This is a genomic window from Methylobacterium sp. W2 (assembly GCF_020662345.1).
GTDB lineage: Bacteria > Pseudomonadota > Alphaproteobacteria > Rhizobiales > Beijerinckiaceae > Methylobacterium.
In genome coordinates, this window is the sequence record NZ_VMOA01000008.1 from 115,471 (window position 1) to 137,865 (window position 22,395).

The following is a 22,395-nucleotide window of genomic DNA, read 5'->3' on the forward strand; positions in this document are numbered from 1 at the left end:
GAGTGGGCTCGTGGAGCGGTTGCTCCATGCCGCGTGATCAGCCGAGGGGCCGGTCCAACTGCATCGATCGGGCCCCCGACACCTCTCGGCACCAAAAGTCCGGATGAACCGAGAACTTGGCCATGGTCAGAACTTGGCCACGAATAGAACGTTGTGATGATCAGAACTTGGCCATCATCAGAACTTGGCGATGACCTGAGCGCGAACGATCCTCGGCGCGCCGGGGCTGATGTTGTTGTTCCCGTCCGCCGTGGCGATGTAGCCCCTGTCGAAGACGTTCTCGATGTTGATCTGCGCCCGCACGAGATCCGTGACCTGATAGAAGAGGCCGAGGTCGAAGCGGGTGTAGCCCGGGAGCCTGACCGTGTTGTCGGCCGCCGCGAACGTGTGGGTCTGGTGGATCGCGCCGACACCGAACGAGAAGGACGGCGTGACCGCGAACTTGTTCCACAGGGTGACCGCGTTGAACGGCACCAGCCCGACATGGTTGCCCGGAACGATGAGGGCCGAACTGAACCCGCTGACGATGCGCGCATCGGTGAAGGCATAGCCGCCCGCGACCTGCCACCAATCGGTGACGAAGCCGTTGGCGCCGATCTCGACACCTTTCGCGTTGGTCTGGCCGCTCAGCAGGAAGAAGCCGGGGCGGTTCGGGTCGGCGAGGCGCTGGTTGAACCGGTCGAGGTCGTAGAGCGCGCCGGTGAGTTGGAGCGTCGACGAAACGTCCCATTTCACGCCGACCTCGCGGTTCTCGAACCGCTCCGGCTCGGCGATGGCGAGCCCCTCGGACAAAGCGCTGAACTGATCACCGGCCGATGGCAGGTACGACACGCTGTAGTTGCCGTAAAAAGCCAGATTATCCACCGGCTTGAACACCAGCCCGACCCTGGGCGACAGCAGATCGTCGATGCGGGAATTGGTGACGTTGGTGCGTCGGTCCGTCGAGGAGAAATCGAAGTGGTCGTAGCGCAAGCCGCCGATCACCTGGACATGGGGACCGATCTCGATCTGATCCTGGACGTAGACGGCAGCCAATCCGAGGTCGTAGCGGCTGTTGGAGGCCGAGGCCAAGTTGCGGAAGCTGACGGGGACCCGCGAGACCGGCGAGAGCGGATTGACGGTCAGCGTCTGCGTTCCGGTCGTCGCGAAGAATCCGTCTTCGCGATAGGTGATGCCTTCCTGCTTGCCGAGTTCGAACCCCGCGAGCAGCGTATGGGCCAGCGGCCCCGTAGCGAACTTGTAGGTGAAATCGTTCTGGTTGAAGAAGTTCGTCCTCGGCGTCACGTTGTTGAACGCACTGAGATCGACGGCCGTCCCGGCGGCGTTGACCGCGCCGCCGGACCGGATGCTCGGATATACGACCTGATAGGCCTTGGCGTAATCGGCGTAGCGGAACTGGCTGCGCATCTCGACGCCCGAGGCGAAGCGGTGATCGAGAACCGCCGTCGCGATATGAGCATCCACGCGGGCGTAGCTGAGGTCGGGATTGCCGAAGAAGGTTCTGATGTTGTCGCGGTAGCGATAGGGCCGCCCGAGTTGGGAGGGGATGCCGCGATCCGCCGTTCGGTCGTCGTGGAAGTACTCGTAGGACAGTTTCAGCGTCGTCTCGGGCCCGAGCAGGATCGTCGCCGTCGGATTGATGCCCCAGCGCCGCAGGTCGACGTAGTCGCGATAGGTGCCGCTATCCTCGAACATGCCGTTGAGGCGGAAGAACACGCTGTCCGAGACCCGGTCGCCGACATCCACGGCGACCCGCTTGTTGAAATACTGGCCACCCTGAAGGATGACTTCCCGAACCGGAGCTCCGGTGGCGTCCTTGAGAACGCGGTTGACGACGCCGCCGCCGCCGCCGCGACCGAAGATCATCGCGTTCGGTCCCTTGAGCACTTCGATCCGCTCGACGTTGTAGAGATCGCGGTAGTACATCGCGTCGTCGCGAATGCCGTTGACGTAGAAATCGGCGCTGGATTGCTGGCCGCGGATCACGACCTCGTCCCGGTTTGCGGCGCCCTGATGCAGGAACACGCCGGGCACGTAGCGCAACGCTTCGGTGACGCCCTGAAAACCCTGATCCTGGACCTGTTCCCGCGTCACCACCGTCACCGATTGAGGGGTGTCGATCAGCCGGGTGTCCGTCTTCGTCGCGCTCCGGCTGCGGTTGGCGCGGTAGCCCACCGTGTTGCCCCCGACGCCATCGACACTGAGCTGATCCAGGGTGACTTCAGTGTGGTTGCCAGGATCGACGGCAACGGCCTGTGCTTCGGCGACCCGTACGTCCGATAGGAAAGGCACGGCCGAAAGAACCGTGATCAGGCGTATACGGGCGAAGGGATGCATCGGCGCGTCTCAGTTCTATTAGAATTATTCTGCATTAACGGCACAATATTACGATCGCCTGCAGACCACCCTCGTCTAATAGACACGCATAGTTGATCGGCAACCTGTTGCGGCGGGTTTGACCACATTCTAAATTGATGGATCTCTTGATAAACGTTCTAACTTGTCGACTAAGCTGCGGAACGCGGGACGGAAAATTCCTCGCCCCATTCCGGTGCGGCGATTCCGGCGCCTCTGGTTTCGCCGGGGCGATGCACAAATGTATCACTTCGCACAGAGCGCCCCCGCGGCCCCGCGTTGAGCGCAGGCCCCGCTCATGCTAGGCGCCAGCCTCCTTGTCCCGATCCGTCCGACCCGAGGCGCCCGTATGATTGCCCGCTATAGCCGCCCCGAGATGACGGCGATCTGGTCTCCCGAGAGCCGCTTCCGCATCTGGTTCGAGATCGAGGCCCACGCCACCACGGCGCTCGCCGAGATTGGCGTGGTACCCAAGGAGGCCGCCGCCACGATCTGGGAGAAGGGCCGCGACGCGGTGTTCGACGTCGCCCGCATCGACGCCATCGAGGCGGTCACCAAGCATGACGTCATCGCCTTCCTGACGCATCTCGCCGAGATCGTCGGACCCGATGCGCGGTTCGTGCACCAGGGCATGACCTCGTCGGACGTCCTCGACACCTGTTTCAACGTCCAGCTCGTCCGGGCCGCCGACATCCTGATCAAGGATGTCGATGCGTTGCTCGCCGCGATCAAGCGCCGGGCCTTCGAGCACAAGCTGACCCCGACCATCGGTCGCTCGCACGGCATCCATGCCGAACCGGTGACCTTCGGGCTGAAGCTCGCCCAGGCCTATGCCGAGTTCGAGCGCGCCCGCGCCCGTCTCGTCGCCGCCCGCGAGGAAGTCGCCACCTGCGCGATCTCGGGCGCCGTCGGCACCTTCGCCAATATCGACCCGCGCGTGGAGGAGTATGTCGCCAAGGCGATGGGCCTCACGCCCGAGCCGGTCTCGACGCAGGTCATCCCCCGCGACCGCCACGCCATGTTCTTCGCCACCCTCGGCGTGGTCGCGAGTTCGGTGGAGCGTCTCTCCATCGAGGTGCGCCACCTGCAGCGCACGGAAGTTCTGGAGGCGGAAGAGTTCTTCTCCGAGGGCCAGAAGGGCTCGTCGGCCATGCCGCACAAGCGCAATCCCGTGCTTACCGAGAACCTCACCGGCCTCGCCCGCATGGTGCGCTCCTTCGCGCTGCCCGCCATGGAGAACGTGGCGCTCTGGCACGAACGCGACATCTCGCATTCCTCGGTGGAGCGCATGATCGGCCCTGACGCCACGGTGACCCTCGACTTCGCCCTGGCGCGGCTGACCGGCGTGATCGACAAGCTGCTGATCTATCCCGAGCAGATGCAGCGCAATCTCGACAAGCTCGGCGGCCTCGTCCACTCGCAGCGGGTGCTTCTGGCCCTGACGCAGGCGGGCGTGTCCCGTGAGGACGCGTATCGCCTGGTCCAGCGCAACGCGATGCCGGTCTGGCGCGGCGAAGGCGACTTCCTCACGCTCCTGAAGGCCGATGCGGACGTCACCGCGTCCCTGAGCCCGGAGCAGATCGAGGAGTGCTTCGACCTCGGCTACCATTACAAACACGTGGACACGATTTTTTCGCGCGTCTTCGGTACGGCCTGAGCAAAGGGCGCATCTGCCGACCTGCCACGCGATGCACGGTTTATGCTTCGCGTGGCGGAGAAACCGCCGAGCTTGTCCGAATCGAGGGGAAATTCCATGTCGCGCATCGTCTACGTCAACGGCGAGTTCGTGCCCTTCGAGGCGGCGACCGTGTCGATCATGGACCGGGGCTTCCTGTTCGCGGACGGCATCTACGAAGTATCGGCCGTCCTCGGCGGGCGCCTCGTCGATAACGAGGCGCATCTGGCCCGGCTCGACCGGTCGCTGGGTGAGATCGGCATCCGCAATCCCTACCCGACCGAAGACTGGATCCGGCTCGAGACCGAGCTGGTCCGCCGCAACGGCGTCGACGAAGGCCTCGTCTACATGCAGGTGACGCGGGGCGCCTACGAGCGGGATTTCGCCTTCCCGCCGGCCGAGACCGAACCCACCGTGGTCATGTTCACGCAGGCCAAGACCGTGGCCAGGAACCCGCTGGCGGAGCGCGGCGCCAAGGTCATCACCGTCCCGGACATCCGCTGGAAGCGGCGCGACATCAAGTCGGTGGCGCTCCTCGCCCAGGTGCTGGCCAAGCAGGAAGCGGCCAAGGCCGGCGTTGCGGAAGCCTGGATGGTGGAGGACGGTTTCGTCACCGAGGGCTCCTCCTCGACCGCCTTCATCATCGCCGGCGGGACGATCGTCACCCGCCCGCTCTCCACCGCCCTGCTGCCGGGCATCACGCGCCTCGCCGTGATGCGCCTTGCCGAGGAAGCCGGTCTGACGATCGAGGAGCGGCTGTTCTCCGTGGAGGAGGCGTTCGCGGCGGAGGAGGCCTTCTATACGAGCGCTTCGGCCTTTGTGATGCCCGTCATCGACATCGACGGCCACGAACTGGGCGACGGCAAGCCGGGCGCGCTGACAAAGCGTCTGCGTGCGCTTTATCTGGAGATGGCCGGGGCATAAGGACGGGCCGGTCTCATCCGTCATCCGGCGCGGCCACAGGAACTGCATCGCCGCCGGAGCGGTTTGTCTCCCGACTTCCTGGGGGACATCGATGCCGACACCGTTTCGTCACGCCGCATTGCTCGCTTTCGCCCTGACGGCGTCGGGCGCCTATGCCCAGTCGCCCGATGCACCGCTGAAAGGGCGCGACACCTCCCCGAACATCCCGCCATCGACGGAGACGGTGCCGGAGAAGGTCCGTCCGTCCGAGGAAGGAACCGGTGGTTCGACCCTGAGCGACAAGCTGGAGAAGAACGACGGCGTCATCACGCCGCCCGGCAATTCCGCCCCGGGCCTGGTGGTCAAGCCTCCCGAGTCCGAGAGCAGCGGCATGCCGGTGATCAAGCCCGGTCAGCTGCCGGGCCGCGAACCGGGGACGGAAGCGCGCTAGGAATGGGGTGCCCCCCAAGCGTTCGGGCCCGGTTTGCTTGATTTCCTGCGAGGGATCGCGGAAAGACCCCGGAGATGCGTGTCGGCCCGCCCTCGCGGCGGGGCGTTTCCACGCGGGCACCGGACAGGTTGAAGTGAATGGCGAACGTCGTCGTCGTGGGCGCCCAATGGGGCGACGAAGGCAAGGGTAAGATCGTCGACTGGCTCTCGGAGCAGGCCGACGTGGTGGTCCGCTTCCAGGGCGGTCACAATGCCGGGCATACGCTGGTCATCGATGGCGTGACCTACAAGCTGGCCCTGCTCCCGTCCGGTGTCGTCCGTGGCGGAAAGCTGTCGGTGATCGGCAACGGCGTCGTCGTCGATCCGTGGCACCTCGTGGACGAGATCGCCCGGCTTCAGGCGCAGGGCGTCGAGATCTCGCCCAAGAGCCTCCGGATCGCCGACAACGCGACGCTAATCCTGCCGTTGCACCGCGAACTCGACCACTTTCGCGAGACGTCGAATGCCGGCCTCAAGATCGGCACGACCAAGCGCGGCATCGGCCCCGCCTACGAGGACAAGGTCGGCCGCCGGGCCATCCGCGTGGTGGATCTGGCCGACGAGAGCACCCTGGAATCGAAGATCGAGCGGGTGCTCACCCATCACAACGCCCTGCGCCGGGGTCTCGGGATCGACGAGGTCGATGCCAGCGCGCTCCTCGCCGAACTGAAGGCCATCGCGCCGACGATCCTCCCCTACGCCACCACCGTGTGGAAACTGCTCGACGACGAACGCCGGGCCGGCAAGCGCATCCTGTTCGAGGGCGCTCAGGGTGCCCTCCTCGACGTCGATCACGGCACCTACCCGTTCGTCACCTCCTCGAACATCGTCGCCGCCCAGGCCGCCACCGGCTCCGGCATGGGGCCGTCGGCGATCGGCTACGTGCTCGGGATCGCCAAGGCCTATACGACCCGCGTCGGCGAGGGACCGTTCCCGACGGAGCTCTTCGACGAGATCGGCGAGACGATCGGCGCCAAGGGCCGCGAGTTCGGCGTCAATACCGGGCGCAAGCGTCGCTGCGGCTGGTTCGACGCCGTCCTGGTTCGCCAGACCGTGCGGACCTCCGGCATCGACGGGATCGCCCTGACCAAGCTCGACATCCTCGACGGGTTCGACGAGATCAAGGTCTGCACCGGCTACCGCCTCGACGGACAGGTGCTCGACCACCTTCCCGCCAACCAGGCCGCGCAGGCCAAGGTCGAGCCGATCTACGAGACCATCGAGGGCTGGTCCGGCACCACCGCCGGAGCACGCTCCTGGGCCGATCTTCCCGCTCAGGCGATCAAGTACGTGCGCCGGATCGAGGAACTGATCGGAGCGCCGGTGGCACTGCTCTCCACGTCACCGGAGCGCAACGACACCATCCTGATGCACAATCCCTTCGAGGATTGAGCGTCCGGCCAAGGCGATGCCCACCGGTTCCTCCAGGGCGACCGGTGGACGAATGACAGGGGATGAGGCGCCGTGCGGGGCGATGGTGCCTCGTCCGGAGGGTGGACATCGCGGATGATGCGGACGTGCCTCGCCCAAGGGTGTTCCATCCCTGCCGTGAGAAGAGGGCGGCCTGCCGGCCGGCCCGTATAGGGCGGACCGAGGTTCGATGGCCGACTATTACCCCCTGCTGGCACGAGCGCTCCAAGCGATGCCGGATCGTTCTCCGGCCTTGCGCAAGGCGGTCTACGACCGGGCACGCGGCGCCCTGATCGGGCAGCTTCGCTCGCTCGAACCGCCCCTGTCCGAAGCCGATATCGACCTCGAGAGCAAGGCTCTCGAAACCGCGATCAGCAGGGTCGAGAGCGAACATGGCGGGCCACCCGCCGCCGTCGCCAACGATGTCGCGCCACCGGTCTTCGCCGTGCCGGAAGAGCGCGACGTGCTGCCGGAAGCGGCGGCGCCCGATCGATCCGCCGACAATGCGAGAGATCGCATCGCCGAGCCCGGCCTACCGCCGGCCCCTGAGCCGAATCTCGGCATCCGCCCGACCCGGCCGGAGCGCCAGCCGGGCGCGCAGCCCGATGCGTCGACGCCCGAGCCGCTGCCGTCGGCGGGGGATGGACCGGCTCCGGTCTCCCGGGAGCCCGCGCCGGTCCTGCCGATCAAGCCCCGGAAGGCGAAATCCGCGGACAAGGTTGCCGACAGGAAGGCCGCGCGGGACGCCGCGCGGAAAGCGTCGAACGACGAGGCCGCGAGCGAAGCGACCGAGCCGGAACCGGCCAGCGAGCCGACGCCCGAGCCGCCGGTCGCCGAAGGCGCAACGATCCCCGCAGCGGCGGAGGGCGCCAATGGGCGCCATCGCCCGCGCATCGACGTCGTCGCCCCGCGCAAGAGCCGCCCTCGCCTGATCCGCAACATCTTTGTCGGAAGCGTCCTGCTCATCGTCGTCGGGCTGATCGCGGTGGCGGCCTTCATGCTGCGCGACAAGCCCTCGGACCTGCAGCCCGGCGATACCGAGGCCCAGGGAGAAGCGACCGATTCCGGGGCCGCGAAATATGCCGACCGGATCGGCGGGGAGGCTCCCGCCTCCCCGGAACGACGCGACTCCTTCGCCCGCCAGACGCCCGCCCGGTCGCCAGCCACGACGCCGGCCGATCCGACCAAGCCACCGGCCCAGCCCGACGTGGCGGTGGCGCAGCGCGCCGTTCTCTTCGAGGAAAACACGGCGGGAGGAAACGCCCAGCCGATCACCTTCCAGGGCGTCGTGGTGTGGCGCCTGGAGGCGATCAACGGCGAGCAGGGCCAGCCGCTGGAAACCGTCATCCGGGGACGTCTGACCTTCGCCGAGGCCGGCTTGGCTCTGGTGATGACCATCAGGCGGAACCTCGACGCCACCTTCCCCGCCTCCCACACCATCGAACTGGCCTTCACCACGACGAGTCCGGCCGGGGACACGCATTCCGTGCAGGATATCGGCCTGCTGAGCGCGAAGGATGAAGAGGGAGGCCGTGGGTCGCCGGTGTCGGGTCTGCCGGTGCGCGTGAAGGAGAACCTGTTCCTGATCGGCCTGTCGTCGCTGCAGGCCGACGTGGACCGCAACACCGACCTTCTGGAGCACCGCAACTGGTTCGACCTGCCGATGAAGTTCGCCGCCGGGCCCCGCGGCGTGCTGACCTTCGAGAAGGGCTCGTCGGGCAATCAGGTCATCCGCTCCGCCTTCGAACAGTGGCGTCGATAGGCGCGGATACGAAGAAAGCCGGTCCCGCGTTCGCGGAACCGGCTTTTCGATCATCGATCCCCGAGGCAGCGATTCATACGACGTTCCACGGACCCTGACCCACAGGTCAGGGACAGTGAGGTCCGGCGGACGACCGCCGCCGCGCAGTCGCGCGGGCAGCCCTCGATGAATTGGGCCCATCGAGGCCCGGTCTCAGGCGTGCGCGGCGGCCCGTGGTGCCTCGCGGGTGGCGAGGTTGCGCTTGACCGCTTCCTGGATCTTCTCGAACGCCCGGACCTCGATCTGGCGGACACGCTCGCGCGACACCCCGAATTCACCCGACAGGTCTTCGAGGGTGATCGGGTCATCGGCGAGACGGCGCGCCTCGAAGATGCGGCGCTCGCGCGGGTTCAGCACAGACAACGCGTCGCGCAGGGCGGTCAGACGGTTCTGGCCCTCTTCCTCGCGAGCGAGCACGGTTTCCTGGCTCGGGCTGTTGTCGACCAGCCAATCCTGCCACTCGCCCTCCCCTTCCTCACGCAGCGGCGCGTTGAGGGAGGTGTCGCCGGAGAGGCGGCGGTTCATGTCGATCACGTCCTGCTCGGGCACGCCGAGCTTGACCGCGATCTGAGCCACCTGATCCGGCTTGAGGTCACCCTCGTCCAGGGCGGATATCTTGCCCTTGGCCTTCCGGAGATTGAAGAACAGCTTCTTCTGGTTGGCCGTGGTGCCCATCTTCACCAGCGACCACGAGCGCAGGATGTATTCCTGGATCGCGGCCTTGATCCACCACATGGCATAGGTCGCAAGGCGGAAGCCTTTGTCCGGCTCGAAGCGCTTGACGGCCTGCATCAGGCCGACATTGCCCTCGGACACGACCTCGCCGATCGGCAGTCCATAGCCGCGGTAGCCCATGGCGATCTTGGCCACGAGCCGCAGATGCGACGTGACGAGCCGGTGCGCCGCATCGCGATCGCCCTGTTCACGCCAGTTCTTGGCCAGCGTGAACTCCTCGTTCGGCTCGAGCATCGGAAACTTGCGGATTTCATCGAGGTAGCGCGAAAGGCCACCCTCGGTGGCGAGCACGGGTAGTGCGCCTGCCATAGTCATCTCTCCTTGCAAGGTCCCCCGAACGGGCAGACCAGAAACGAACCGCCGCTCTTCGAGCCGACCGTCCCACTCCCCGAACCTACTCGGAAAGGAAACGGTGCGGTAGCGGTCCGTGACTCGACCATCGCCATCAACGCGCCAGCGAGCCGATCGCCCGAAGGTGGCACGAAAGGCCGCGGCCCGGGGTGCGCCGGCACACCTGTTTGCCGGCGACCCTTGACAGCGACACTCGGGCAACAGGACCGCGGGCCAAGGGTTCCCGCGGCGGCCGCAGCCCCGCGCCCACGCGCGCTTCCGCCTCCTCAGGAGCGATCGTTCGCCCTCAGCGCGGCGATGAGAGAGGCCATGTCCGGCGGGATCGGGCTCTCGAAGCGCAGGACCTCGCCGGTGCGGGGATGTTCGAACCCGAGGATGGCGGCATGGAGCGCCTGGCGCCCCAACGCTTCGAGTTCGGCCCGCGCCGCCGGCCCGAGGCGCGCGGCCTTGGTCTTGAAGGCGTTGCCATAGACCGCATCGCCGAGAAGCGGATGGCCGCGATGGCTCAGATGGACGCGGATCTGGTGGGTCCGCCCGGTCTCGAGCCGGCACCGGACCAGGGCGACTTCGGTTCCCGCATCCAGGATGTCCTCGACGACGTAATGCGTGATCGCCGTGCGCCCCTCGCCCGGGCGCATGATGGCGATCTTCTCGCGGTTGCGCTGGCTGCGTCCGAGTTCGACGTCGATGGTGCCCAGCCGGGGCTCCGGCGCTCCCCAGGTGAGGGCGAGATAGGCGCGCTCCAGGGGTCCGTTGCGGCCATGGTCGGCGAACTGCGCCGTGAGCCCTTTATGGGCGAGATCGTTCTTGGCGACGACGAGGAGACCGCTCGTGTCCTTGTCGAGCCGATGCACGATCCCCGGCCGCCGCACGCCGCCGATCCCCGACAGGCTCTCCCCGCAATGGGCGATGAGGCCGTTCACCAGGGTTCCGGCATCGTGGCCGGGTGCCGGGTGGACCACCAGCCCCGCCGGCTTGTCGATGACGATCAGGTCGTCGTCCTCGTGAACGATGACGAGATCGAGGGTCTCCGCCACCGGCGTCGCATCCACCGGCGCGGGAATGATCACGTCGAGGACGGCGCCCGCGCCAACCTTCAGTGACAGGTCGAGGACGACGACCCCGTCCTTGCTCACCTGGCCGGTGCGGATCAACTCCTGCAGCCGCGAGCGCGACACGTCCGGCAGCGCGCGGGCGAGCGCCCTGTCGATGCGCTCCGCCTGCGCGTCCAGGTCGAGGACGACACGGCGGTCCTGCGGTTCTTGCACGATGTGATCTCTTTCGATGCCGATGAAATTTAAGCACGCGGAAGGCCTTGCTCCCCCGCCGGACCGTCGCTATACGATCGCCAACCGGCCGGAAAGCTCCCATCGTCTAGCGGTCTAGGACGTCGCCCTCTCACGGCGAAAACAGGGGTTCGATTCCCCTTGGGAGCGCCAGCGGTTCTTGCAGGTCAGTCATCCTGACACGACAGCCTCGCCCTTTCCCCCGGATCGGCCCGAGGCCGGCGATGCACCGTACTCTGCTCCATAGCCTCGTCAGTGTCGCCCTCCTCTGCGCCGCAGGATCGGGGATCGCTTCGCCCGGCTGTCCGGCGCTTGCGCCACATCAGCCGATGCCGCTGGAGGCAAAGCCCCAGTCGGTGTCCGTGGCCGAGCTGCGTGAGCGCAGCGCTCCGCTCTCCGCGCAGCTGAGTGGACGGGATCTCGGCGCGCACCGCCTCGTCTTCCTGGGGGATTCCATCACGCAAGGATGGGATCCCGGCCTCTGGGGCATGTTCTGGGGGGAATGGTCGCCGCTCAATCTGGGGCTCTGGGGCGATCGTACGCAGGACGTGCTCTGGCGCCTCGATCACGGGCAATGGCCGCCATCCCTGAAACCCGATCTCGTGGTGCTCCTGATCGGCACCAACAATGCCGACAAGGGCAGCCGGCCCGAAGACACGGCGCTCGGCATCGCCGAGATCATCCGCGTCCTTCAGGCCCGCTCGCCGGACACCAGGGTCCTTCTCCTCGGCCTCCTGCCACGGGGCGAGGACGCGACGTCGCCCGAGCGCCGTGTGAATGCGCGGGTGAACGACCTCATCCGCGGCTGCGGCGACGACAGGCACGTGATCTATCTCGATCCCGGCCGCGCCATGGTCGATGCGGCGGGTCATTTCTCACCCCAGGTCATGGCCGACCGCCTTCACCCGACGAGCCTCGGCTACGCCCTTCTCGGGGGCGCCATCCACGCGCGCATCCGTCAGCTGATGACGCGCTGACCCGATGTCACGTCAGACCGTGGGGACGGCATCGAGGCGCCGCCGTTCCCGATAGGGCGCATAGAGCCGGAGAATGGCGCGCTGCGAGGGACGTTCGACACCGTAGCAGACGGCACTCGCCAGGATCGTGACGAGACAGAACGCCGTCAGGATCGCCAGATCGGCGCCGAGCCCCCACCGGACGAGCCCGCCGATGAGGAAATAGCCGATCACCTGATGCAGCAGGTAGAGCGAGTAGGAGATCGCTCCGAGGAAGATCAGCACGGGGGACCGGAGGACCTTGAGATATCCCGCGGCGGCGGCCATCACGAGTCCGACGAAGAACGCCGCCTTCGCCGACGCGGATGGCTGGAACCCATGCTCCGGCCAGAAGGAGACGCTTGCCGCCGCGATCGCGAGGAACAGGCTCGCCAGGACCAGGGGCGTGCGCTCGCCGCGATGGAGCTTGTAGGCGAGTGCGCCGGCGGCAAACAGATGGGCGAAGGTGGCGTTGAGGAGGATGGCGCCGCAACTCGCCGCCGTCCGGCAGGCATAGACGTTCGTATCGGCCACGAACACGTTGTAGAGCGAGGTCACGACGATCCACGCCAGGAGCACGCCGGTGGTGTGACGGGCCCCGAGCCCGAAATAGGCGGCGGCGAAGAACGCGTAGAACAGGATCTCCCGCGTCAGCGTCCAGTAGGCCGGGTCGATGAAGGGCATGTCGGTCAGGCCGTTCGCCATGGTCAGCGAAGCCAGGAAGCCCCGGATCGTCAGGTGGAACGGATTAAACCCGGTGGCGACGATCAGACCGGTGGTGAGCAGAGCGCTGAACCAGAAGGCCGGATAAAGCCGGGCGAAGCGGCTCACGATGAAGTCGAGGGCCGTCCGCGACCGCTCCAGCGTCATCGCGATGACGAAGCCGCTGATGACGAAGAAGAGCGCCACCCCGGCCTGGCCCGATGTGAAACGGAACAGAGGCTCAGTGCCGCTCCACCCGATCTCATGGCCGTAAGCGGCCGTGAAGTGGAAGACGACCACGAGGACGGCGGCGATCCCGCGCAGGGCGTCGAGTTCGAGGAGCCTCCCCGGTCGCTCAGGCGATCGCTCGTGGCCTGCCATCGTGGTCCGCCCTGGTCGCTCCGGTCACGCCATGAACGCCGACCCCGGCTCTCCGTCGCAGACCCTGTGTTTCGGCATGATGGTATCAGGAGGCGCTTCTACTTCCTTAAAAGTCGCCGGTCCTTCGGCGGGCTCTGGGGGACCCCACCCGTCGACATCGGCGCTGGGCGTCGCGCGATCGCGCTCCGGCATGGCTCCTCATCCGAAAGAGCCTCGCCAACCCGCTTCAGGTTCATCACGAAAAACGCTCCCGGATTGTTGTGCGCCGCACTCGCCCGGCGGTTACCCGTTGAACGCGCGCGGGTTTCACGCCGGAGGCCGCGGGCCGGCCCACATTGTCACAGTGCGGCGCAATGACGAATGTCGGCGGGACAGGCGGCCGCTGCCCTTGCGGCTGATGAACGCCCGATTAACACTGCCTACTCCGAAAGAACGAATCGACTGATTCGTTGAGGCCGGGAGACACGCCATGTCCCAGACGATTCACGTCAAACCGACCCATGACGGCACCTACACGGTCTATCGCGGGCCGACGGCCCTCGTGAGCGGCCTCACCCGGCTCCAGGCAGAGCTGTATCAAGCCAGCATCACCCGCCAGGCGCAACGCCCCCTCGTGGCATTGTCGGCCTGATCGGGCGCAGACCGCGGAGGGGCGATCATCGCCGCGTCAGCGTCAAGACCCGGAGGTCGGCGATCGTCCCGGCCTCCGTCAGGCCGCGTTCCTTGGCCTCGATGACATAGCGGTCGTCCGCTCGCGTCACCGCATAGACATGATAGCTCGCTCGGCGGTGCAACGCGCCGCCATGCGACACCGCCGAGGCCGAGGGTGCGCCGACCACGGGGACGCTGGTGCCGTCTGGCCCGCGGACGAAACTGATGCTCCCCACATGGTTGTGCCCGTGCAGGATCAGGTCCGCGCCGGCGCGACCGATCATCGCCGTGAACGTCTCCGCATCCTTCAATTCGCGCCCCGGCGATGCGCCTCCGGGCTGGGGCGGATGATGGATCATAACCACGCGAAACGGCGGTTCGGGCTCGCGGCCCAACCGTGTCAGAATCGCCTCGACGGTCTCGATCTGAGGGGGGCCGAGCCGGCCGCTCGCAACGAAGGGCTTCGTCGGAATGGCCGACGACACTCCGATGAGCGCGAGCGGACCGCGCCGCCTGAGATACGGAAACGCCCCGTCGGTGCCGTCGTCGCCCGAGGTCCAGGCAGCGCAGGCCTTCAACAGCCCCTCGAGCGAACCGCGCACATAGGCGTCGTGATTGCCCGGAACGAAGCTCACCGTGTCCGGGGTGCCGAGCGCTTCGAGGAAATCCCTGGCCGTCGCCCACTCGCTCGGCAGGCCGATGTTGCACAGGTCCCCGGTGCAGGCGACGTGATCGTGGGGCTGCGTCCACAGATCGGCCACCAGCGCCGCGAGGATCTCCATATCGTGGTGCCGGCTGCGCCCGCGCCGCCAGTTCACGTAGCCGGTAGCCCGCTTGCTCAGAAGCTGGCGCAGGCGCGGACGGGCGATGGGGCCGACATGCGGATCGGTGAGGTGAGCGAGGCGGAACATCGGTCTCCGTTTCGAAACAGGCGCCCGCCATCGTCACTCCCGGCTACCGCGTCAAGCCTCGACAATTTTCCGGCGGGACTTCGAATTCGGGTCGATGCCATCTGATCTGCGGGACCGTTCACACCGGTTTCGACACCCACGCCGTCATTCCCTAAGATGTTCACACGTCTCGCAGGATGCGCCGCCCTGCCCTCCTCCCCCTTGTGGGCTACTGGGTTCACACATCTGCTCGAAGCCTGTTCGCTCTATTCAAGCAGGTTCGGCGTGAGGCGCGACCGGCTCCCTCTTCTTCCAGGAGACGGCTGGGGTGAGGTGTGGTCCGTCTGCGAAAAGGTCACACACCTCACCCTGTCCTTCTCCTTCCAGCGGAGGGGACCCGAGCGGCCCGCGAGATGTGGGGATGCCGTAGCCCTTGTGGGGAGAGGGACGCGCTCTGCTTGAAGCGCCGTCGCTCCCGCCGCGACGCTCTCACGCATGTGAAGATCGAGCGACCGGGCCGGACGGGGTGAAGCGGTCCCGGCATGGTTGCGCGGGCAATTCGAACGGCGTTAGACCCTGCGGGACCGGTATGGCTCCCGAGCGGGCGACGTTCGGCGGATGCGCCGGCGGCGCAACCGGGCGTGGACGTCTCGGGCACCGACTGGACGGATGGCCGATCCGGCGGCCCGTGGAACCGAGTGAATGAGCCTTCTCAAACGCATCGGCCGGTCTCCACCGGTTCAGAAAAGCCTCGGCTTTGCCGCCTATCACTACCTGCGCCTCGTGCGCGCCACCAACCGCTTCACGGTGGAACCGGCCGGGCCGCACCGGTGGCTCGACGGTCTGTCGCCGTTCATCGCCGGGATGTGGCACGGCCAGCATACGATGATCTCGTTCATGCGCCGGCCGCAGGACCGGATCGCCACGATCATCTCGCGCTCGGCGGACGGCAACATCAACACCATCGCCCTCACCCGGATGGGGGTTCGCGTCATCCGCGCCTCCGGGGCCCGTGGCCGCGCCGTGCGGGACGTCAGGGCGAAGGGCGGGGCAGAAGGCCTGCGCGCCATGATCCGCGCCCTGAAGGACGGCGAGAGCGTCGCCTTCAGCGCCGATGTGCCCAAGGTGTCGCGCCGATGCGACGTCGGTATCCTCACCCTGGCGCGCTTCTCCGGCCGGCCGATCATTCCCGTCGCGGTGGTGACGAGCCGGCACCTGCGCTTCAACAGCTGGGACAAGGCCTGTTTCGGGCTGCCCTTCGGCAGGGGCGCCATGGTCTTCGGCGAGCCGGTCCTCGTCCCGCGCGATGTCGAACCGGAGGAACTGGAGCGTTTGCGTCAGCGCCTGGAGCACGAGATGAACCGGGTCCACGACCGCGCCTACACCCTCGTCGGCCGCCTCGACCGGGTCGTCGATCCGGTGGCCGGGTCCCTCGCCCTCGGGCCGTTTGCGTGAAGACACCTCCCCTCACCATCGCCCTCCAGGCCTATCGCTACGGGCTCTATGTGGGAGAGCCGGCGGTGGCCGGCCTGCTGGCCTGGCGCTCGCGCAAGGGCAAGGAAGACCCCGGTCGGCTGCCCGAGCGCCGTGGCCTTGCCGGGCGAGCCCGCCCCACCGGGCCCCTGGCCTGGATGCACGGCGCCAGCGTCGGCGAGGTGCTCTCCCTCGTCGGATTGATCGACGGCATGATCGCACGGGGTTTCAGCGTCCTCGTCACCACGGGAACACGCAGCGCCGCCGAACTGATCGGCCGGCGCCTTCCGGAGGGCGCGGTGCATCAATACATGCCCCTCGACGCGCCGCGCTGGATCGAGCGCTTCATCGACCATTGGCAGCCGGATCTGGCGCTGGTGGCGGAATCCGAGATCTGGCCGAACACGGTCATCGCCCTGCACCAGCGCGGCATCCCCCTCCTCCTCGTCAACGGCCGGATGTCGGAACGCTCGTTCAAGGGCTGGGCGCGCTCGCCGCGCACGGCGGAGGCCCTGCTCTCGCGCATCGCCATCTGCCTCGCGCAGACCAAGGACGATGCCGAGCGCTTCGAAAGGCTCGGCGCGCCTCGCGTCAGCGTCGCCGGAAACCTGAAATACGATTCGGCCGTCCCCCCTGCGGACGATCAGCAGCTTGCCTATCTGCGCGACGTCGTCGGCGACCGGCCGGTCTGGGTCGCCGCCAGTACGCATCCGGGCGAGGATGCCATGGTGGCCGAGGCCCACGCGACCCTGAGGGCGCGACTGCCGAACCTGCTGACCATCGTGGTGCCGCGCCATCCCCACCGTGGCGGGGACGTCGCGGAATGCGCCACCGCCGTCGGCCTGCGGAGCGGCCTGCGCTCGCGCGGCGGCCGCCCCCATGGCGGCGTCGATCTCTACGTCGCCGATACGCTCGGGGAGTTGGGCCTGTTCTACCGCCTCGCGCCGCTGGTGTTCCTCGGTGGCTCGATGACGCCGCGCGGGGGCCAGAACCCGATCGAGCCGACCCGCCTCGACGCGGCGATCCTGCACGGGCCGAACGTCCAGAATTTCGCCGAGGTCTATCGCGCCCTCGACGAGGCCGGTGGGGCGATGATGGTGGCGGATGCCGCGGAACTGGCGACCGCCGTGGGCGACCTCCTCCTCGACACACCCCGATCCAGCGCCATGGCGGACGCCGGCAACGCCGCCCTGCGACCGTTCGAAGGGGCGGTGGAGCGCACCCTCGCGATTCTCGACCCCTTCATCGCCCAGATGAAGCTCGCGGCCATGGCCGGCTCCTGATGCGGCCCCCGGCCTTCTGGGATGTCCCCGGTCATCCCCTGGGCCGGGCCCTGGCGTCCCTCGGGCATCACTACGGCTCGCGCGTCGCCGCCCGCATGGACCGCGCGGGCGTGCGGGCGGCATGCCCCGTCATCTGCATCGGCAACTTCACCCTCGGCGGGGCGGGCAAGACCCCCACCGCCCTCGCGGTGGCGGCGTTGCTGACGAGGATCGATGCGGAGCCCGCCTTCCTGACCCGTGGCTATGGCGGGCGTCTGTCCGGCCCTGTGGCGGTGGATCCGACCCGGCATACGTCCCTGGATGTCGGCGACGAGCCGCTCCTCCTCGCGCGCGGCGCCCGCACAATCCTCGCCCGCGACCGGCCCGAAGGGGCGAGGCTCTGCCGGGCTCTCGGGGCGGATGTGGTGGTGATGGATGACGGGCTCCAGAATCCGAGCCTCGCCAAGGATCTGTCCCTTGCGGTGGTCGATGCCGGCAGCGGTATCGGCAACGGGCTGGCCTTCCCGGCCGGCCCGTTGCGGGCCCCGCTCGCGCGGCAATGGCGCCATGTCCACGGCCTCGTCGTCATCGGCGAGGGCGCCCAGGGTGAGGCAGTGGCGGTGGAGGCGGCGTTGCGGGGGCTACCGGTCCATCGGGGCAAGCTGGTTCCGACAGCGCCGGCAGCCGTCGCGGGAAAGCCCGTGCTGGCTTTTGCCGGGATCGGGCGACCGCAGAAATTCTTCGAGACCCTGGCCCAGGCCGGGGCGAGCGTCATCGAGACCCGGACCTTTCCGGATCACCACCCCTATCGCGCCGCGGATCTCGCCGGCCTCGCGGCATGGGCCGATGCCCTGGGCGCGATGCTGGTGACGACGGAGAAGGACATGGTGCGCCTGCCGGCGGACTTCGCCGCCGGGGTGACGGCACTCGGCGTCACCCTCCGGTTCGACGACGAGGGGAGCCTCCTCGGCCAGCTGCGCCGCGCGATCGAGGCGTTCAGCCCGGCGACCGTCCCAGTCCGGCCAGACGCTTCATCACCGCCTCGGGCGTAATGTAGGCCTCCTGCAGTTCGGCGCTCCAGTAGCGCAGGCTGTCGAGGGCGATCGGCTCGCCGGTCACCGCGCAGCGCACGAAACTGCCTGGCTTCACGATGCGCATGGTGCCGTCGCCATACTCCACCGTCGCCTCGCCGGAGGCCTTGCGTTCGAACCGACCCAGCATGTCTCGCCCGCTTCCCAACTGAGAGCATCGATAGAGCGTTCTAGGATCGCGACGGCGCCATGTCGATGACGTTCGATGGCGCTCGAAAAGGCATCCGATGGCGCTCGAACAAGGGGTCCGATGGCGCTCGACAGGGGGGTGGCGTTCCTGTTCTAACACCCCTCGAATCCTCCCACCGGACCCGATGCGATGACGGACACGATCGGCGCGAATCTCGCGGCTCTGTTCCAGGCGGCCGCTGCGGCTAAGTCCCTGGCCTACGCGCCATATTCGAACTTCCCCGTCGGCGCCGCCCTGAGGGACGAGCACGGCCGCCTGCATGCCGGCTGCAACGTCGAGAACGCCGCCTACCCCGTCGGCACCTGCGCCGAAGCAAGCGCCATCTCGGCGATGATCGCAGCCGGCGGACGCGCCATCGCCACCATCCTCATCACAGGCGACGGCCCGATTCTCGTGACGCCATGCGGCGCCTGTCGGCAGCGCATCAGGGAGTTCGCCGACCCCGGAACGCCGATCCACATCGCCGGACCGGAGGGAATCCGCCGCAGCTTCACCCTGGAGGCGCTGCTTCCCGACTCGTTCGGCCCTGACAATCTGCGCCGCAAGAACCCGGGCGCCGATGCCTGACGCAGCGATCTCCCTCGCCGCCGCCACTGTACGGAGCCACGGTTTCGGCGGTCCCTTCGAGGCCGCCATCGTCACGGGAACGGGCCTCGGACTCGTCGCCGGCAAGCTCGAAAACGGCCTCTCCCTCGCCTATTCAAAGATTCCAGGATTTCCCTCTCCCGGCGTGACCGGTCACGGCGGCACCCTCCATGCCGGGGGCCTCTCCGGGCGGCGGGTACTGGTCTTCGAAGGGAGAAGCCATGCCTACGAAACCGGTGACGCCGCCGTCATGAAGGTGCCGCTGGGCGTCGCTGCGGCGCTCGGCGTCCCGCTCCTCCTCCTCACCAATGCAGCCGGATCGCTGATGGCGCGGGCAGGGCCGGGCAGTCTCGTGGCGCTCACCGACCACATCAACCTTTCGGGCCTCAATCCGCTGATCGGCGAGGCGGGCGATGGCCGTTTCGTCCCCATGGTCGGAGCCTACGATTCAGCGGCGCGCAGAATTCTCCACGAGGCGGCACGCGCGTGTGCGATTCCACTGCATGAAGGCGTCTATGCGTGGTTCTCCGGCCCCAGCTTCGAGACTCCAGCCGAGATCCGCATGGCGGGGCGCCTCGGCGCCGATCTCGTCGGCATGTCGACGGTACCGGAGGTGATCCTCGCTCGGTTCTTCGGCTTGAGGGTCGCGGCAATCTCGGTGGTCACGAACCTTGCTGCGGGAATCGGAGACGGAGATCCGCATCATGACGAGACCAAGCGCGCCGCCGCCGCCGCCGCGTTCGACCTCGCCCGTCTCATCGACGCGTTCGTCGCACGGCTGTAGGACAGGGGCATGATCGTCGATCCCCATCATCCCGACACCGCCATTGCCCGGCGTGCCCTGCCCCTTCTGGATCTCACCGATCTCGGCGATTCCTGCTCGGATCAGGCCATCGCGACGCTCTGCGGCAAGGCCCGGGCGAGCCGCGTCGCCGCGGTTTGCGTCTGGCCCCAGCATATCGGGCGCTGTGCCGAATTGCTGGCCGGGACTTCCGTCCGCATCGCCACGGTGATCAACTTCCCCGCTGGCGGCACGGATATCGAGCGCGCGGTCGACGATGCCGCCGAGGCGCTGGATGACGGAGCGCATGAGATCGACCTCGTCATGCCCTACCGGACGTTTCTCGCGGGCGATGCGGGGATGCCAACTGAGATGATCGCCGCCGTGCGGGAGATCACTGGGCGCGCGATCCTCAAGGTGATTCTCGAATCCGGCGCCATGCCGGAGACGAGGCAAGTCACCGAAGCCAGCCGTCTCGCCATTGCCGCGGGAGCGGATTTTCTCAAGACCTCCACCGGCAAGAGCGCCGTTTCGGCAACGCCCGATGCCGCTGAGGCCATGCTTGTCGCCATCCGCGAGAGCGGGCGGCCCGTGGGGTTCAAGGTCTCAGGCGGATTACGGACCGTGGCCGATGCCGCCCTGTATCTTGCCATTGCCGACCGGATTATGGGGCCGGGCTGGGTCGAGCCGACGACCTTCCGCATCGGGGCAAGCAGCTTGCATGACGCGCTGACCACCAGCCTCGGTGGCCATGCATGATGCTGCCGCAGGAGCTGATCCGGGCGAAGCGGGACGGACGCGGCCTCACGGATGCTGAGATCGCCGACTTCGTCTCCGGCCTCACCGATGGGCGGGTGACCGAGGGGCAAGCCGCCGCCTTCGCCATGGCGGTGTTCTTCCGCGGCCTGTCGCTGCCCGAGCGCGTGGCCCTGACGCGGGCAATGACTGGGTCCGGCACAGTGCTGAATTGGGATTTACCCGGCCCCGTCCTCGACAAGCACTCGACCGGAGGCGTTGGCGATACGGTCAGCCTTGCCCTCGCCCCGATGGTCGCCGCCTGCGGTGGTTACGTGCCGATGATCTCCGGCCGCGGCCTTGGGCATACCGGCGGTACCCTCGACAAGCTCGCGAGCATTCCCGGCTACGACGCGACGCCCGGCCTCGACCGTTTCTGCAGCGTCACCCGCTCCATCGGCTGCGCCATCATTGGGCAGACAGACGATCTCGCCCCGGCGGACCGGCGGCTGTACGCCATCCGCGACGTTACCGGCACGGTGGAATCCCTCGACCTCATCACCGCCTCGATCCTGTCGAAGAAGCTCGCGGCCGGACTCGGCGGCCTCGTGATGGATGTGAAGACCGGCTCCGGCGCCTTCATGGCGGGGGCCGACGAGGCACGAGCTTTGGCCGAAAGCATCGTCTCGGTGGCCAACGGCGCCGGTCTGAACACTGTGGCGCTCATCACCAACATGGACGCACCGCTGGCCTCTTCCGCCGGGAACGTGCTGGAAGTGGCTTACGCCGTCGATTACCTCACCGGCCGCACATGCGAGCCTGCCTTCCACGCCGTGACCGTGGCACTCTGCGCCGAAATGCTGATGCTGGGCGGCCTCGCCAGGGACATCGCCGAAGCGGCGCAAAGGGTCGAAGACGCCCGCGATTCAGGACGGTCCGCAGAAATCTTCGGGCGCATGGTCTCCGCATTGGGTGGCCCTGCCGACTTCATAGAGAAGGCCGACCGGTATTGTCCCATCGCACCGGTGATCCGCCCGGTGCGATCTTTCACGACAGGCGTCGTCTCGCAGATCGAAACCCGCGCGATCGGGCTCGCCATCATCGCGCTGGGCGGCGGGCGTACCCGGCCCCAGGACGACATCGATCCAGCGGTGGGGCTCTCGGCTCTCGCCCGTCCGGGGGATGCCGCCGACTTGCTCGGTATCGTCCATGCCCGCACCGAAAGCCAAGCGGATGCCGCCGAAGCGGCCCTGCGGGCCGCCTACCGGATCGCAGCCGCCGCCCCGCTGCCACGACCGGACATCATCCAGCGGATCGCCTGACGAGCACGGTATCCGGCACGCACAGGGGAACGACGCCGCGCGTCCATTCCTAAAGCTGGCCGGACGTGCCGGCGGATGCGGACGTGGCAACAGAACGGAAGCTCCTCTTCCGTAGTGCGGATGTGAGATCGATCCCTCAAACCATCCGCCATTCGACGGGCCGCGATGGGAGACCAGCAAGAGAGGCCCCGGCGGATGAACCCGCCGGGGCCTTTTCACTAGAAGCGGTAGTGGCCGCCGTGGCGATGCCCATGATGATGGTGGTGGTGGTGACCCCAACCATGATGGCGCGGGCGCCATCCGTGATGACCATGACCACCCCAGCCATGCCC

Annotated in this window: 21 protein-coding genes and 1 tRNA gene; 15 read left to right on the forward strand and 7 right to left on the reverse strand. The window is 67.5% G+C overall.

The window, feature by feature from the left end; all coding sequences use genetic code 11:
- Nucleotides 1–177: 177 nt before the first annotated feature.
- Entirely contained in the window at nt 178–2,337 is a 2,160-nt protein-coding gene (locus tag FPV16_RS06525) for a TonB-dependent receptor (protein ID WP_227437207.1), read from the reverse strand.
- A 367-nt stretch (nt 2,338–2,704) separates the two neighbouring features.
- Between FPV16_RS06525 and purB the strand changes: the two genes are divergently transcribed.
- The 5 genes from purB to FPV16_RS06550 all read left to right on the forward strand — a co-directional run bounded on the left by purB (nt 2,705) and on the right by FPV16_RS06550 (nt 8,594).
- The gene (gene purB, locus FPV16_RS06530; RefSeq protein ID WP_227437209.1) at nt 2,705–4,012 is read left to right on the forward strand and encodes an adenylosuccinate lyase; all 1,308 of its coding nucleotides are present in this window, start codon (nt 2,705–2,707) and stop codon (nt 4,010–4,012) included.
- A gap of 96 nt (nt 4,013–4,108) precedes the next feature.
- Complete coding sequence (locus tag FPV16_RS06535) at nt 4,109–4,954, forward strand: D-amino-acid transaminase (RefSeq protein ID WP_227437211.1); 846 nt, start codon at nt 4,109–4,111, stop codon at nt 4,952–4,954.
- A 91-nt stretch (nt 4,955–5,045) separates the two neighbouring features.
- Nucleotides 5,046–5,384, forward strand: a complete 339-nt coding sequence (locus FPV16_RS06540; protein WP_227437213.1) for a hypothetical protein — start codon at nt 5,046–5,048, stop codon at nt 5,382–5,384.
- A 137-nt stretch (nt 5,385–5,521) separates the two neighbouring features.
- Nucleotides 5,522–6,814: an adenylosuccinate synthase gene (locus FPV16_RS06545; protein WP_227437216.1), complete on the forward strand. Its 1,293-nt coding sequence runs from the start codon at nt 5,522–5,524 to the stop codon at nt 6,812–6,814.
- Nucleotides 6,815–7,022: 208 nt separating this feature from the next.
- Nucleotides 7,023–8,594 (forward strand): histidine kinase, encoded by a 1,572-nt coding sequence (locus FPV16_RS06550; RefSeq protein WP_227437218.1) that lies wholly within the window; start codon nt 7,023–7,025, stop codon nt 8,592–8,594.
- A 192-nt stretch (nt 8,595–8,786) separates the two neighbouring features.
- On the opposite strand, the gene rpoH is transcribed toward FPV16_RS06550, so the two are convergent.
- Together rpoH and FPV16_RS06560 are read right to left on the reverse strand one after the other, a co-directional pair.
- Nucleotides 8,787–9,677 (reverse strand): RNA polymerase sigma factor RpoH, encoded by an 891-nt coding sequence (gene rpoH / locus FPV16_RS06555; RefSeq protein WP_056252170.1) that lies wholly within the window; start codon nt 9,675–9,677, stop codon nt 8,787–8,789.
- Between the two features lie 308 nt (nt 9,678–9,985).
- Nucleotides 9,986–10,987, reverse strand: a complete 1,002-nt coding sequence (locus tag FPV16_RS06560; RefSeq protein WP_227437220.1) for an RluA family pseudouridine synthase — start codon at nt 10,985–10,987, stop codon at nt 9,986–9,988.
- Nucleotides 10,988–11,082: 95 nt separating this feature from the next.
- Here FPV16_RS06560 and FPV16_RS06565 point away from each other — a divergent pair.
- Nucleotides 11,083–11,158: transfer RNA gene (locus FPV16_RS06565), tRNA-Glu, on the forward strand.
- 71 nt (nt 11,159–11,229) lie between these two features.
- A complete protein-coding gene (locus tag FPV16_RS06570; protein ID WP_227437221.1) occupies nt 11,230–11,982 on the forward strand; it encodes a GDSL-type esterase/lipase family protein in 753 nt (250 codons plus the stop codon).
- A gap of 12 nt (nt 11,983–11,994) precedes the next feature.
- Here the strand turns inward: FPV16_RS06570 and FPV16_RS06575 are convergent, their stop codons facing one another.
- Nucleotides 11,995–13,083, reverse strand: a complete 1,089-nt coding sequence (locus FPV16_RS06575) for an acyltransferase family protein (RefSeq protein WP_227437223.1) — start codon at nt 13,081–13,083, stop codon at nt 11,995–11,997.
- Between the two features lie 469 nt (nt 13,084–13,552).
- Here FPV16_RS06575 and FPV16_RS06580 point away from each other — a divergent pair, with 469 nt between their 5' ends.
- Nucleotides 13,553–13,714, forward strand: a complete 162-nt coding sequence (locus FPV16_RS06580; RefSeq protein WP_227437226.1) for a hypothetical protein — start codon at nt 13,553–13,555, stop codon at nt 13,712–13,714.
- Between the two features lie 25 nt (nt 13,715–13,739).
- On the opposite strand, the gene FPV16_RS06585 is transcribed toward FPV16_RS06580, so the two are convergent.
- On the reverse strand, nt 13,740–14,645 hold the full coding sequence (locus FPV16_RS06585) for a metallophosphoesterase family protein (RefSeq protein WP_227437228.1): 906 nt from the start codon (nt 14,643–14,645) through the stop codon (nt 13,740–13,742).
- 681 nt (nt 14,646–15,326) lie between these two features.
- On the opposite strand from FPV16_RS06585, the gene FPV16_RS06590 reads away from it, so the two are divergent.
- From FPV16_RS06590 to lpxK, 3 genes are read left to right on the forward strand one after another with little or no spacing between them, the layout of a single operon-like run.
- Nucleotides 15,327–16,079, forward strand: a complete 753-nt coding sequence (locus FPV16_RS06590; RefSeq protein WP_227437230.1) for a lysophospholipid acyltransferase family protein — start codon at nt 15,327–15,329, stop codon at nt 16,077–16,079.
- Nucleotides 16,076–17,380: a 3-deoxy-D-manno-octulosonic acid transferase gene (locus FPV16_RS06595; RefSeq protein ID WP_227437231.1), complete on the forward strand. Its 1,305-nt coding sequence runs from the start codon at nt 16,076–16,078 to the stop codon at nt 17,378–17,380. Before FPV16_RS06590 ends, FPV16_RS06595 begins: the two co-directional genes overlap by 4 nt.
- Nucleotides 17,380–18,411 carry a tetraacyldisaccharide 4'-kinase gene (gene lpxK, locus FPV16_RS06600; protein WP_227437233.1) on the forward strand — a complete coding sequence of 344 codons (1,032 nt, stop codon included), beginning with the start codon at nt 17,380–17,382 and terminating at the stop codon, nt 18,409–18,411. Before FPV16_RS06595 ends, lpxK begins: the two co-directional genes overlap by 1 nt.
- Here lpxK and FPV16_RS06605 read toward each other — a convergent pair.
- A complete protein-coding gene (locus FPV16_RS06605) occupies nt 18,356–18,580 on the reverse strand; it encodes a DUF2093 domain-containing protein (protein WP_227437236.1) in 225 nt (74 codons plus the stop codon). The two genes, lpxK and FPV16_RS06605, sit on opposite strands and share 56 nt — an antisense overlap.
- A gap of 189 nt (nt 18,581–18,769) precedes the next feature.
- Between FPV16_RS06605 and cdd the strand changes: the two genes are divergently transcribed.
- From cdd to deoA, 4 genes are read left to right on the forward strand one after another with little or no spacing between them, the layout of a single operon-like run.
- On the forward strand, nt 18,770–19,207 hold the full coding sequence (gene cdd / locus FPV16_RS06610; RefSeq protein ID WP_227437237.1) for a cytidine deaminase: 438 nt from the start codon (nt 18,770–18,772) through the stop codon (nt 19,205–19,207).
- The gene (locus tag FPV16_RS06615) at nt 19,200–20,009 is read left to right on the forward strand and encodes a purine-nucleoside phosphorylase (protein WP_227437239.1); all 810 of its coding nucleotides are present in this window, start codon (nt 19,200–19,202) and stop codon (nt 20,007–20,009) included. Before cdd ends, FPV16_RS06615 begins: the two co-directional genes overlap by 8 nt.
- Nucleotides 20,010–20,018: 9 nt before the next feature.
- Complete coding sequence (gene deoC, locus FPV16_RS06620) at nt 20,019–20,765, forward strand: deoxyribose-phosphate aldolase (RefSeq protein WP_227437241.1); 747 nt, start codon at nt 20,019–20,021, stop codon at nt 20,763–20,765.
- Nucleotides 20,762–22,063, forward strand: coding sequence for a thymidine phosphorylase (gene deoA, locus FPV16_RS06625; RefSeq protein WP_227437243.1), 1,302 nt, complete (start codon nt 20,762–20,764; stop codon nt 22,061–22,063). The genes deoC and deoA overlap by 4 nt, the downstream gene beginning before the upstream one ends.
- Nucleotides 22,064–22,199: 136 nt before the next feature.
- On the opposite strand, the gene FPV16_RS06630 is transcribed toward deoA, so the two are convergent.
- On the reverse strand, nt 22,200–22,395 hold a 196-nt coding region (locus FPV16_RS06630; RefSeq protein WP_227437245.1), incomplete at its 5' end, for a hypothetical protein.